We start from the raw sequence: 12,649 nt of genomic DNA, 5'->3' as shown, positions 1-12,649 counted from the left end.
TCGCGGACACATCCCAACGTAATGTCGTATACGTCCCTTATTTTGGTAGTACTGGCTGCCATGGCCCATGCGGCCTGGAATCTGCTTGCCAAGCGCGCCGCGATGGTCGGCCCCATGTTCGTCTTTGCCTATGGCCTGGCGGCAACCATACTGTATGCCCCCTGGGTGATCTGGGTGCTGGCGCACGACGGAATGGTCTGGAGCTGGCCGGTGGTGCTATGCATCCTGGCGTCCAGTATGTTGCATCTAGGCTACAGCCTGTGCCTGCAACGCGGCTACCAGGTCGCCGATCTGTCTGTCGTATACCCGATCGCGCGCGGTACGGGCCCGCTGCTCTCGACCATGGGCGCCTTCACGCTGCTGAGCGAGCCGGCCACCACCACCGGTATTGCCGGCATGCTGTGCGTGGTCGGCGGCGTACTGCTGATTGCCACGCAAGGCCGACTGGGCATGTTCCGGCAGGCGCAGGCCTGGATTGGCGTGCGCTGGGGGGTGGTGATCGGCCTATTCATCGCCGCCTACACCGTGGTGGACGCCTATGGCGTCAAGATACTGCTGATCATGCCGGTGCTGTTCGACTGGTTCACCTGTGCCACCCGCACCCTGATGATGACGCCTCACGTGCTGCGCCGGCGCGCCCAATATTGGCCGGCCATGCGCGGCTATTGGCACCTTGCCATTGCGGTGGGCGTCCTGTCGCCGCTGGGCTACATCCTGGTGCTGTACGCGCTGCGCAATGGCGCGCCGCTCAGCCTGGTTGCCCCGGCCCGCGAAATGTCGATGATGCTGGGCACACTGGCGGGAATGTTCCTGCTACGGGAAAAAGTAGGCATAGGCCGACTGGCTGGCTGCCTGGCCATCCTGGCCGGCGTGGTGCTGCTGGGTTCGAGCTGACCCCGGCTCAGAACCCGCCAGCCGCGCCCAGCCACATCAGCGCCGGAATCATGGCGCCCCAGACCGCCACCAGCAGCACGTCGATGATCTTGGCCTTGGTGCTCAATACTTGCGTGGCGGCTTGCGTGGCCGCGCCGCTGAGTTCGGCCTGGGCGTGAAGCGCCCGGGCCTGCGCAGGCTGGACGGCCTGGACGGACCGGGGCTGGCTGTCTGTGCAGGGCGTGCAAGGCTGCGCCTGGCCCGGCGGCGTCGGCGGAAACGGCCATTTGCGCTGCGGTACCGCCGCGCCGGCCCATGCGCGCGCCAGGCGGCGCAGCGCGCCCAAGGTGCGACCGGGCACGGCCGTCGGCAAGGATGTTGCAGCGTCAAGCGTCGTAGCGATAGTCATGTCGACTCTCCTGGTGTTGAAGCCGGCGGGCCCCGAGGCCCCGGCTCTTCGCGGACCACGCCGCGAATGCATGTCAAACCACTGCCGCGACGGGCGCGGCCCCCTACCACTGGCAACGTCGCGGCGGCGCCAGGCGCCTGCGGCGACGCGCCGCTAAAACAAGGCCAGCTGCCCCGGCTGGGCACGCGCCTCGCGCCGGCCGCGGGCCGGCGGCAAGCCGGGCTCGAGCGGCGGGACGAAACGATGCGTGTCGAGTTCGGGACGGTGGCGGTTCAGGTCCAGCTTGCGCGTGGCCAACGCAAAACGCTGGCGCAGCAAATCGGCCCAGATGCCGGTACCGCGCATGCGCGAACCAAAGGCCGTATCGTTGCGCCGGCCGTTGCGCAGATCTTCGATACGGTGCAGCACACGCTGGGCGCGATCCGGAAAATGCGCCTGCAGCCAGGTTTCGAAGACCTCTTTCACTTCCCAGGGCAGGCGCAGCACGGTGTAGCTGGCGTAGCAGGCGCCAGCCGCGCTGGCCTCCTGCAGGATGTGCTCGAGGGATTCGTCGTTGATGAACGGGATGACAGGCGCCACCAGCACACCCACCGGCACGCCGGCCTGCGCCAGGGTGCGCACCGTTTGCAGCCGGCGGTACGGCGCCGAGGCGCGCGGTTCCAGCGTGCGGGCCATGGCGGCATCCAGCGTGGTGATGCTGACGAATACCGTGACCAGCTTCTGGCGCGCCAGGTCCTGCAGCAGGTCGAGGTCGCGCTCGACCAGGGCGTTCTTGGTAACGACGGTAAGCGGGTGGCGGGTTTGCAGCAGCAGTTCGAGCATGCCGCGCGTCAGGCGCCAGGTACGCTCGATGGGCTGGTAGGCGTCGGTGGCCGAACCGATGTTGATGGGCGATGCGCGGTAGCCCGGACGGGCCAGCTCGGCGCGCAGCGCGGCGACCGCGTTGGCCTTGGCCACCAGCCGGGTTTCGAAGTCGAGCCCCGGCGAATAGCCCAGGTAGGCATGCGTGGGCCGCGCGTAGCAGTACACGCAGCCGTGCTCGCAGCCCCGATAGGGGTTGGCCGCCACGTCGAACGGGATGTCGGGGGAGTCGTTGCGCGAGAGCATCTTGCGGGCTTCTTCGGCCTGCACGATGGTGCGCGGGGCCGGCGCCTGGGCGCAAGTATTCGGTGACGCATCAGCGCCCTCGACGGCGATGGGGATGGCCCGCCGCCCGCCCTGCCCGAGCGCCTCGGCGACAGAGGGAAGCGCGGCGGCGTCGGAACCTGCGGTGTAGTCGGGATTGGCCCAGCCGTCGTCGACGCGGACCCGGTCGGCTTGCTGGAAGCGATGCGGAACATTAGTAACCGCACCCCGACCGCGCAAGGCGGCGGGGGCGGCAGCCGGGGACCCAAAACCGGCGGAAAAAGAATGTTCGGTGCTTGCCATGAATGCACTGTACAAAAACACAGTACTTTTGGCAAGCCCCGCAGCCCTTGCGAGCCATGCATCGAATTTACCCCAAGACGGCGGCGCCGTCCGGGGAAATCATTTCATCCTTTGGAAATCGCCCGGAGAACCGCGCCCAGCAAGGGTTTGGATTAAAAACAACAGCCTGCCGGGGGCCTGGCGGCCGCCTATTCGAGCATGCCCGCGGCAGCCGTCTGGTGCGTGGCCTCGTCGATCAGGATGAACGCGCCGGTGGCCGCGATCGCGGCGTACGGATCGGTCGCCAAGGCCTCGCGCGTCAGCAGCGACACGCGGCCGATGTCGTTCATGTGCAAGACGCCATCGGCATTGGGCACCTCCTGCAGCTCATGGATGTCGCGCCGCGTGTGCACCGCGCTGATCTTCGCCGAAGTCAGCCGCGTGCCATGCTTGAGCAGATAGCGGCGCGCGGGATTGAGCGGCTGCGCATGCGCCAGCACATCGCCGCGCGAGACATCGACATCGCGATCCAGGATCAACGTGACCGAGTCGCCACTGACCGCCTCCTGCAGTTCGCCGTCGAAGGCCAGCACCCGCTGCACGCGCGCGCGCACCCCGGACGGCTGCACCACCACCTCGTCGCCCGGACGCAACACGCCGCTGGCCACGCGGCCGGCGTAGCCGCGAAAATCGTCGGCCCGTTCGCCGCCGTGGCGCGCCACCCATTGCACCGGTACGCGCAATGGCAGATCGCGGCCGTCTCCCGCCAGGTCCAGCCCTTCGAGCAGCGTCAGCAAGGGCTGCCCTTCGTACCAGGGCGAGTGCGGCGACAGGTTGACGACGTTGTCGCCGTGCAGCGCCGACAACGGCAGGATGTGGAACGCCGGCAGCGCCAGCCGGCGCGCCAGCTCGCCATAGGCGGCGCCGATGCGCTCGAACACGGCCCGGTCCCAATCGACCAGATCCATCTTGTTGACGGCGACCACGATGTGCTTGATGCCCAGCAGGCGCGCGATGGCGCTGTGGCGCTTGGTCTGGGCCAGCAGCCGCCCGTCGGCCGCCCGCGTCGCGTCGCGTCGACCAGGATGATGGCGGCATCGGCGGTGGACGCCCCGGTCACCATGTTGCGCGTGTACTGCTCGTGGCCCGGCGCGTCGGCGATGATGAACTTGCGCAAGGGTGTCGAAAAATAGCGGTAGGCCACATCGATGGTGATGCCCTGCTCGCGCTCGGCCTCCAGGCCGTCGGTCAGCAGCGAGAAATCGATGCCGTCGCCGGCCACGCGCTTGTGCTTGGCGCGCGAGATGGCGTCGAGCTGGTCGGCGAAGACGCCCTTGCTGTCGTACAGCAGTCGGCCGATCAGCGTCGACTTGCCGTCGTCGACCGAACCGGCGGTGATCAGCCGCAGCACGCCGTTGTCGGCGCCGGCCAGGAAAGAATCGTTCAAAGCGTTCATGCATGTCCCCAGTGGGCGCGCCAGGCGCGCCGGTGTTCAGGTGCGGGCCGGCTCAGAAGTAGCCTTCGCGTTTGCGGCGTTCCATCGACGCCTCGGAGGTCTGGTCGTCCATCCGGGTGGCGCCGCGCTCGGTGATGTCGGTGACCGCGGTCTCGGCGATGATGGCAGCCGGATCGGCCGCATCGGAGGCCACCGGGCAGGTGCACGAGATATCGCCCACGGTGCGGAAACGCACGGCCAGCTGCTCGACGGTTTCGCCCTTCGCCGGCGGCGTCAGGCGCGTGACCGGCACCAGCAACCCCTTGCGCCGCACCACCTCGCGGGTATGGCTGTAGTAGATCGACGGCAGCGCCAGGCGCTCGCGCTGGATGTACTGCCACACATCCAGTTCGGTCCAGTTGGAAATCGGGAACACCCACATGTTTTCGCCCCGGTGCACGCGGGTGTTGAACAGGTTCCAGAGTTCCGGGCGCTGGGCCTTGGGGTCCCATTGGCCGAACTCGTCGCGGAAGGAAAAGATGCGTTCCTTGGCGCGCGCCTTTTCCTCGTCGCGCCGGGCTCCGCCGATGCAGGCATCCAGCCCCAGCTCCTCGATCGCCTCCAGCAGGGTCACGGCCTGGGCGGCGTTGCGCGAGTCGGTTTCGCGCCGCAACGCCACGCTGCCGCGGGCGATCGAATCCTCGACGCTGCGCACCAGCAGCGTCTCGCCCAGTTCTGCGGCGCGGGCGTCGCGGAAGGAGATCACCTCGTCGTAGTTGTGCCCGGTGTCGATGTGCAGCAAGGGGAACGGGAACCTGCCCGGACGAAAGGCCTTCTCGGCCAGCCGCAGCAGGACGACCGAGTCCTTGCCGCCGGAAAACAGCAGCGCGGGCCGGGCGCATTCGGCCGCGACCTCGCGCAGGATGAAGATCGCTTCGGATTCGAGCCAGTCGAGATGGCTGCGGGTCATGACGGCGCTCATTGGCGTTTCCTTTCTGTCTGCGTTATCGATGTCTGTAGCAATCCGGGCCTCAGGCAGCCGGGCCTCGATCTGGATGACCCGGTTGCCGGCATGCAGGCCGCATTCCTTCGAGTCCGACGATTCCCACCACCAACGGCCGGCCCGCACGTCCTCGCCCGGGCGGACGGCGCGCGTACAGGGTTCGCAGCCGATGGACGGGTAGCCCTGGTCGTGCAGCGGGTTGTACGGGATGCCCAGCGCGCGAATGACGCTCCACACATCGGCCTCGTTCCACGCCGCCAGCGGGTTGAACTTGTAGAGGCCGAACACGGGGTCGCGCTCCTCGTCGGGCAGTTCGCCGCGGGTGGCCGATTGCGCGCGGCGCTGCCCGGTGATCCAGGCGCCGCGCCCGGCCAGCGCGCGGCGCAAAGGCTCGACCTTGCGGATTTCGCAGCAGGCCTTGCGCAACGCCACGCTTTCATAGAAGGCGTGCATGCCGTGCGCGTCCACATGCGCCTGCACCGCGGCGGCGTCGGGCCGGTAAACCGTGATGGCGCGCCCGTAGCGCGTGGCCACCGCGTCCAGCACGCCGAGGGTCTCGGTATGCAGCCGGCCCGTATCCAGGGTGAACACCTCCAGGTCCAGCCCGCCGGCATAGATGGCGTGGGTCAGCACCATGTCTTCGGCGGCCAGCGAGGAAGCCAGCGCCGCGTCGGGATACTGCCGCGCGATGATCGCCAGGAGCGACTGCAGGTCGTGCCAGCGGGCGGCGGCGGCGGCCGTCAGGCCGGCGATGGCGGCGAGGGGACGGGCCGCCATCATGGCTGCACCGCGAAAACGCGCGCGCGGCGCGGCTGGGCCAGCAGCGCCTCGCCCTCCTTGAGGCCCAGGCTGCGGAACAGCGGTTCAGGCACTTGCGCCTCGATGATGGCCTGATCGTCCTGGCGCGCCAGTTCGAGGTAGGCGCTGGGTCCGGCCAGGTACACGTGGTTCAGGCGCACCGGGATGCCGGGAGCGGCCGTGCCCGCGCGGGCCAGGTCGATATCGTGCGGACGCACATAGGCGATGGCGCGCTGGTTGTCGGCCTCGGGCAGGTCCGGCGCCGGCAGCGCCACCTCGCCCAGGCGCCACACGCCGCGCGTGGCATGGCCATGCAGCTGGTTGACGTCGCCCAGGAAGCCGTACACGAATGGCGTGGCCGGCCGCTCCCAGACCTCGCGCGGCGAGCCCACTTGCTCGATGCGTCCGGCGTTCATCAGAACGACGCGGTCGGCCACTTCCAGGGCTTCCTCCTGGTCGTGGGTGACGAAGACGCTGGCCACATGCAGCTCGTCGTGCAGCCGGCGCAGCCAGCGGCGCAGCTCCTTGCGCACCTTGGCGTCCAGCGCGCCGAACGGCTCGTCCAGCAGCAGCACGCGCGGCTCGACGGCCAGGGCGCGCGCCAGGGCAATCCGCTGGCGCTGCCCGCCGGAGAGCTGGGCCGGATAGCGGTCGGCCAGCCAGTCCAGCTGCACCAGCCCCAGCAGGTCGAGCACCTTGGCGCGGATCCGCGCCTCCGAGGGGCGCTGCGAACGGTGCCGCACGCGCAGGCCGAAGGCCACGTTCTCGAACACCGTCATGTGCTTGAACAACGCGTAATGCTGGAACACGAAGCCGACCTGGCGTTGCCGCACGTCCACTTCGGTGGCATCTTCGCCGGCGAACAGCACGCTGCCGGCATCGGCCGACTCCAACCCGGCGATGATGCGCAGCAGGGTGGTCTTGCCGCAGCCCGATGGCCCGAGCAGTGCCACCAGCTCGCCCGTCTCGATATGCAGCGAGACCTCGTCGAGCGCCCGGAATGCGCCGAACCGCTTGGACAGACCGCGAACTTCGATACTCATGAATCGTCTCCTGGTAAACGGCGCTCAGGCTGCCGCCGGCCGCACCGCCAGCGCGCCCGCATGCACGGGCGCCTCGGCCTGCCGCGGCGACAACCGCTGGTTGCGCCATTCGACGACCTGCTTGGCCGCCAGCGTCACCAGCGCCAGCAGGGCCAGCAGCGACGCCACGGCGAAGGCCGCCGCGAACTGGTACTCGTTGTAGAGAATCTCGACGTGCAAGGTCATCGTGTTGGTCAGGCCGCGGACCTGCCCGGACACGACCGAGACCGCGCCGAACTCGCCCATGGCGCGGGCATTGCACAGGATGGCGCCATACAGCAGGCCCCACTTGATATTGGGCAGCGTGACGCGCCAGAAGATCTGCCAGCCGCTGGCGCCCAGCGTCAGCGCGGCCTGCTCTTCCTCGCTGCCCTGCGCCTGCATCAGCGGGATCAGCTCGCGGGCGATGAACGGGAACGTGACGAACAGCGTCGCCAGGATCACGCCGGGCACCGCATACACGATCTTCCAGTCATGGTCCTGCAACCAGGGGCCGAACCAGCCTTGCGACCCGAACAGCAGCACGAACACCATGCCGGCCACCACCGGCGAAACCGAGAACGGCAGGTCGATCAGGGTGATCAGCAACTGCTTGCCGCGAAACTGGAACTTGGTGACCGCCCAGGCCGCCGCCACGCCGAACACCAGGTTCACCGGCAGCGCGATGGCGGCCACCAGCAGGGTCAGCCGGATGGCCGACCAGGCATCGGGCTCGACGATGGCGGCCAGGTACAGCTGCCACCCCTTGCGCAAGGCCTCGGTGAACACCGCCGGCCAGCGGCACCAGCAGGAACAGCGTCAGGAACGCCAGCGCCGCGCCCAGCAGCAGCGCGCGCACCCAGCGCGGCTCGGTCAGGTGGGCGGGCCGGTCATCGGCCGGGCTCATGGCTGCCTCCCGCCACGGCGCGTCTGCCAGCCCTGCAACAGATTGATGACCAGCAGCAAGGCGAACGACAGCGCCAGCATGACGGTGGCGATGGCCGCGGCGCCGGCGTAGTCGTACTGCTCCAGCTTGGAAATGATCAGCAAGGGGGTGATCTCCGAAATCATGGGCATGTTGCCGGCGATGAACACCACCGAGCCGTACTCGCCGATGGCGCGCGCGAAGGCCAGCGCGAAGCCGGTCAGCAAGGCCGGCAGCAGCGCGGGCAGCAGCACGCGACGTATGGTCTGCCAGCGGCCCGCGCCCAGGCTGGCCGCGGCCTCCTCCAGTTCGCGCTCGACATCTTCCAGCACCGGCTGCACCGTACGCACCACGAATGGCACGCCGATGAAGATCAGCGCCACCACGATGCCCAGCGGGGTGAACGCCACCTTCAGGTCGAACCAGCGCTGCAGCGGCGCGCCCAGCCAGCCGTTGGCCGAATAGAGCGCTGTCAGCGCGATGCCGGCCACGGCGGTGGGCAGCGCGAACGGCAGGTCCACCAGGACGTCGACGATCTTCTTGCCAGGGAAGCGGTAGCGCACCAGCACCCAGGCAACGATGGTGCCGAACACCAGGTTGACCAGCGCCGCCAGCAGCGACGCCCCGAACGTCAGGCGATACGAGGCCACCACCCTGGGCGCGGTGACCGTCTCCTAGAAGCCGGCCCACCCGAGCTCCAGGCTCTTGATCGGCAGGGCCGCCAGCGGCACCAGCACCAGCACCAGCACCAGCACCAGCACCAGCAGGCTGAGGTACAGCACGGCGTATCCCATCGAGATGCCGAAACCCGGCAATACGCCGGGGCGCTGGCGCCGCGCCGCCGTCGGCGCGGGCCCGGAAGGAATGGCCAGGGACATGGTGGCTGGATCCTGCTATTTCCGCTGTGGCTGATAGACCTGGTCGAAGGTGCCGCCGTCGCTGAAGTGATCCTTCTGCGCCTTGCGCCAGCCGCCGAAGATCGGATCGTCGATGGTCACCAGCTTCAGCTTGGGAAACCGGCTGGCGTATTTGGCCGCCACGCCCGCGTCGGTGGGCCGGTAGAAATTGCGGGCGATGATTTCCTGGGCGGCCGGCGTATACAGGTACTCGAGATAGGCCTGCGCGGCGGCGCGGGTACCCTTGCGGTCGACCACCTTGTCCACCACGGCGACAGGCGGTTCGGCCAGGATGGACAGCGACGGCACCACGATGTCGAATTTGTCCGGCCCCAGCTCCTCGCGCGCCAGGAAGGCCTCGTTTTCCCAGGCCAGCAGCACGTCGCCCACGCCGCGCTCGACGAACGTGGTGGTCGAGCCGCGCGCCCCCGTATCCAGCACCGGCACATGGCTGAGCAACTGGCCCACGAATTCGCGCGCCTTGGCTTCGCTGCCCTCGTTGCGCGCCAGCGCATAGGCCCAGGCCGCCAGGTAATTCCAGCGCGCGCCGCCCGAGGTCTTGGGATTGGGCGTGATCACCTGCACGCCGTCCTTGACCAGGTCGTCCCAATCGTGGATCTGCCTGGGATTGCCCTTGCGCACCAGGAACACGATGGTCGAGGTATAGGGCGAGCTGTTGCGCGGCAGGCGTTTCTGCCAGTCCTGCGGCAACAGGCCGCGGTCGGCGATGGCGTCGATATCGTAGGCCAGCGCCAGCGTCACCACGTCGGCATCCAGGCCATCGATCACCGAACGCGCCTGGCGGCCCGAACCGCCGTGCGACTGGCGCACCGTCAGGTCCACGCCGGCGCGGGCCTGGTATTCCTTGATGAAGGCCTCGTCCACCGCCCGGTACAGCTCGCGGGTGGGGTCATAGGAGACATTGAGCAGCGTCTGCTTGTCCTGCGCCTGCACGGCCCATGGCAGGCCGAGCGAGAAAACCGTCGCCAGCGCCACGATGGCGCCACGGATACCTGCTGTGTTGCGTGGCATACCTGCTTCCTTCGAGAACATCGGAATGGATGCAAGTGTGCCGGCCGCTCCTACTGAACGGAACGACTCATTTTTTGGTTGCTCATCGCCTCAGGGCATAAAGCGCGGCGTGGGGGAAGCTGTTTGCGGCCGGGCCGTCCAAGGCAAAAAAAACGCCCCTTGCGGGGCGTTCTCGCCGAAGCGGCCGGTTTACTTGTTCGGCTGCGGGGTGATGCGCAGATACGGACGCAGCGCCTTGTAGCCCTTGGGGAACTTCTCCTTGATGACGGCTTCGTCCTTCAGCGACGGCACGATGATCACGTCCTCGCCGTCCTTCCAGTTGACCGGCGTGGCCACGCTGTGGCTGTCGGTAAGCTGCAGCGAGTCGATCACGCGCAGGATCTCGTCGAAGTTGCGGCCGGTGCTGGCCGGATAGGTGATGGTCAGGCGCACCTTCTTGGCCGGATCGATCACGAACACCGAGCGCACCGTCAGGGTGGCGTTGGCGTTGGGATGGATCATGTCGTACAGCTCGGACACCTTGCGGTCGTCGTCGGCCAGGATGGGGAAATTGACCGTGGTCGACTGCGTGTCGTTGATGTCGTCGATCCACTTGGTGTGCGAATCGACCGGATCCACCGACAAGGCCAGCACCTTGACGTTGCGCTTGGCGAACTCGCCGACCAGCTTGGCAGTGTAGCCCAGCTCGGTGGTGCAGACCGGCGTGAAATCGGCCGGATGCGAAAACAGCACGCCCCAGCTGTCGCCCAGATAGTCGTACAGGCGGAGGGGACCGATGGAAGATTTTTGTTCGAAATCGGGGGCGGTATCGCCCAGACGGAGTTGACCCATTGACGTCTCCTGCTTCAGGTTGAGTGGCGCTCTGATTCTTGCATCAAACTTATTTAGGGGGAAATACGTAAGGCATATAACTTTATGCGATATCAGCCATGCTGCCGCACGAATCAGCCACATCGCCGGCGCGCACCGCCGCCGCCAGGGCCAAGGCGCGCGGCAGGATGTGCGCGCCGTAGAACAATGCCGTGCCCAATTTATGGCGATGGAACGCATCGCCGGACCCGGCCGCCAGATGGCGGCGACACGCCAATGCCGCGCGCGCCATCTGCCAGCCGCCGTGCACCACGCCGGCCAGCATCAGGTAAGGCACGCTGCTCGAATACACCGCGCGCACATTGGACGCGGCGTGCGCCAGAATGAATTCGACCGCGCCCTCATAGGACTGGATGGCCTGGTCGAAATTGTCGCGCAGCACGCGCAAGGCGGTGTGGTCGGCCGTATCGGCGCGCTGCGCCTCGGCCGCCACCGCCTTGAGGGTGTCGCGCATTGCCGCGATCGAGGCATGGGCCGTGGCCCCGCCGTCGCGCAGCGTCTTGCGCCCCACCAGGTCGTTGGCCTGGATGGCGGTCGTTCCCTCGTAGATGGGCAGGATGCGCGCATCGCGATAATGCTGCGCGGCGCCGGTCTCTTCGATGAAACCCATGCCGCCATGCACCTGGATGCCCAGCGACGCCACTTCCACGGCCGACTCGGTCGAGAAGCCCTTGACGATCGGCACCAGGTATTCATAGAAGGCGCGGTTGCGGGCGCGCACCTCGGCGTCGGGATGATGCGTGCCCTTGTCGTGCGCAGCGGCCGCTACGTAGGAAACGGCGCGGGCCGCTTCGGTCAGCGCCCGCATGGTCAGCAGCATGCGCTGGACATCGGGGTGGTGCGCAATCGTCACCGGCGCGGCCGATCCCTCGATGGCGCGCCCCTGCACGCGTTCGCGCGCGTAGGCCTGCGCATGCTGATAGGCGCGCTCCGACACGCCGATGCCCTGCTGGCCGACCGAATAGCGCGCGGCATTCATCATGATGAACATGTATTCCAGGCCGCGGTTGGCCTCGCCCACCAGATAGCCCACCGCGCCCTCGCCCACCTCGCCCTTGCCCGCGCCGTACAGCAGCACCGCGGTCGGGCTGCCGTGGATGCCCAGCTTGTGCTCCAGCGAGGCGCACCACACATCGTTGCGCTTGCCGCGCGAGCCGTCCTCGTTGACCAGGTACTTGGGCACGATGAACAGCGAAATCCCCTTGACCCCGGCCGGCGCATCGGGCGTGCGCGCCAGCACCAGGTGGATGATGTTCTCGGCCAGGTCGTGCTCGCCGTAGGTGATGAAGATCTTCTGGCCGCTCAGGCGGTAGCTGCCATCGTCCTGCCGCACCGCGCGCGTGGCCACCTGGGCCAGGTCCGAGCCGGCCTGCGGCTCGGTCAGGTTCATGGTGCCGGTCCACTGGCCGCCGATCAGCTTGGGCACGTAGGTCTGCCGCTGCGCCTCCGAACCCACCGTCAGCAGCGCCTCGATCACGCCGTCGGTCAGCATGGGGCACAGCGAAAACGCCAGGCTGGCCGCCTGGATGTTTTCTCCCGCCGGCGCCGCCACGACCTTGGGCAGGCCCTGCCCGCCCCACTTCTGCGGATGCTGCAGGCCTTGCCAGCCCCCCGCCGTATAGTCCGCGAAACCCTGGCTGAAACCCGGCGTGGTGGTCACCTGGCCGTCGTTCCAGACCGGCGGCTTGGTATCGCCGGCCACGTTCAGCGGCGCGATGGCCTGCTGCACGAAGCGCGCGTTCTCTTCGAGGATGGCGTCCACCAAGTCCGGGGTCACTTCTTCGAACCCGGGCAGTTTCAGGATTTCCTCCAGCCCGGCCAGCTCATTGAGCGCGAAGCGGAAATCCTGCAACGGTGTGGCGTAAGTCATTTTGTCTCCGTAGTCTTGATGCGGGCTGGCGGTCAGGTCGGCCAGGCATTTGCAGGGTGCGCGCCGGCGG

General features: G+C 67.8%; 8 protein-coding genes and 4 pseudogenes. 1 reads left to right on the top strand and 11 read right to left on the bottom strand.

The window, feature by feature from the left end:
- Window positions 1-21 precede the first annotated feature (21 nt).
- Window positions 22-894: a DMT family transporter gene (locus BN118_RS06780; protein WP_014905652.1), complete on the top strand. Its 873-nt coding sequence runs from the start codon at window positions 22-24 to the stop codon at window positions 892-894.
- Window positions 895-901: 7 nt separating this feature from the next.
- On the opposite strand, the gene BN118_RS06775 is transcribed toward BN118_RS06780, so the two are convergent.
- The 11 genes and pseudogenes from BN118_RS06775 to BN118_RS06720 all read right to left on the bottom strand — a co-directional run bounded on the left by BN118_RS06775 (window position 902) and on the right by BN118_RS06720 (window position 12,579).
- The gene (locus BN118_RS06775) at window positions 902-1,282 is read right to left on the bottom strand and encodes a hypothetical protein (RefSeq protein WP_023852686.1); all 381 of its coding nucleotides are present in this window, start codon (window positions 1,280-1,282) and stop codon (window positions 902-904) included.
- Between the two features lie 153 nt (window positions 1,283-1,435).
- A complete protein-coding gene (locus BN118_RS06770; RefSeq protein WP_023852693.1) occupies window positions 1,436-2,710 on the bottom strand; it encodes a PA0069 family radical SAM protein in 1,275 nt (424 codons plus the stop codon).
- Window positions 2,711-2,898: 188 nt separating this feature from the next.
- Window positions 2,899-4,145 (bottom strand): annotated as a pseudogene (locus BN118_RS06765) (sulfate adenylyltransferase subunit 1).
- 52 nt (window positions 4,146-4,197) lie between these two features.
- Window positions 4,198-5,136, bottom strand: a complete 939-nt coding sequence (cysD, locus tag BN118_RS20710; protein WP_227915041.1) for a sulfate adenylyltransferase subunit CysD — start codon at window positions 5,134-5,136, stop codon at window positions 4,198-4,200.
- 63 nt (window positions 5,137-5,199) lie between these two features.
- A pseudogene (locus BN118_RS20705) lies at window positions 5,200-5,904 on the bottom strand (phosphoadenylyl-sulfate reductase); the annotation flags it as partial.
- A complete protein-coding gene (locus BN118_RS06750) occupies window positions 5,904-6,968 on the bottom strand; it encodes a sulfate/molybdate ABC transporter ATP-binding protein (protein ID WP_003821532.1) in 1,065 nt (354 codons plus the stop codon). The pseudogene BN118_RS20705 and the gene BN118_RS06750, both read right to left, overlap by 1 nt.
- 24 nt (window positions 6,969-6,992) lie before the next feature.
- A pseudogene (cysW, locus tag BN118_RS06745) lies at window positions 6,993-7,893 on the bottom strand (sulfate ABC transporter permease subunit CysW).
- Window positions 7,890-8,789 (bottom strand): annotated as a pseudogene (cysT, locus tag BN118_RS06740) (sulfate ABC transporter permease subunit CysT). Before cysT ends, cysW begins: the two co-directional pseudogenes overlap by 4 nt.
- Window positions 8,790-8,804: 15 nt before the next feature.
- Window positions 8,805-9,839, bottom strand: a complete 1,035-nt coding sequence (locus tag BN118_RS06730; protein ID WP_003821528.1) for a sulfate ABC transporter substrate-binding protein — start codon at window positions 9,837-9,839, stop codon at window positions 8,805-8,807.
- A 189-nt stretch (window positions 9,840-10,028) separates the two neighbouring features.
- A complete protein-coding gene (locus BN118_RS06725) occupies window positions 10,029-10,670 on the bottom strand; it encodes a peroxiredoxin (RefSeq protein ID WP_014905650.1) in 642 nt (213 codons plus the stop codon).
- Window positions 10,671-10,752: 82 nt separating this feature from the next.
- Window positions 10,753-12,579, bottom strand: a complete 1,827-nt coding sequence (locus BN118_RS06720; RefSeq protein WP_003821527.1) for an acyl-CoA dehydrogenase — start codon at window positions 12,577-12,579, stop codon at window positions 10,753-10,755.
- Between the last annotated feature and the right edge of the window lie 70 nt (window positions 12,580-12,649).

The organism is Bordetella pertussis 18323, assembly GCF_000306945.1.
Classification (GTDB): Bacteria; Pseudomonadota; Gammaproteobacteria; order Burkholderiales; family Burkholderiaceae_B; genus Bordetella; species Bordetella pertussis.
The sequence above is the reverse complement of the archived record's forward strand: the minus strand, read 5'-3'. Positions and strand labels throughout refer to the sequence as shown.

Bases quoted from the DNA above. Each gene is read 5' to 3' on its own strand.
- BN118_RS06725 (WP_014905650.1), bottom strand. From the start codon at position 10,670: ATGGGTCAACTCCGTCTGGGCGATACCGCCCCCGATTTCGAACAAAAA.
- BN118_RS06730 (WP_003821528.1), bottom strand. From the start codon at position 9,839: ATGCCACGCAACACAGCAGGTATCCGTGGCGCCATCGTGGCGCTGGCG.
- BN118_RS06770 (WP_023852693.1), bottom strand. From the start codon at position 2,710: ATGGCAAGCACCGAACATTCTTTTTCCGCCGGTTTTGGGTCCCCGGCT.
- BN118_RS06750 (WP_003821532.1), bottom strand. From the start codon at position 6,968: ATGAGTATCGAAGTTCGCGGTCTGTCCAAGCGGTTCGGCGCATTCCGG.
- BN118_RS06780 (WP_014905652.1), top strand. From the start codon at position 22: ATGTCGTATACGTCCCTTATTTTGGTAGTACTGGCTGCCATGGCCCAT.
- BN118_RS06775 (WP_023852686.1), bottom strand. From the start codon at position 1,282: ATGACTATCGCTACGACGCTTGACGCTGCAACATCCTTGCCGACGGCC.
- BN118_RS06720 (WP_003821527.1), bottom strand. From the start codon at position 12,579: ATGACTTACGCCACACCGTTGCAGGATTTCCGCTTCGCGCTCAATGAG.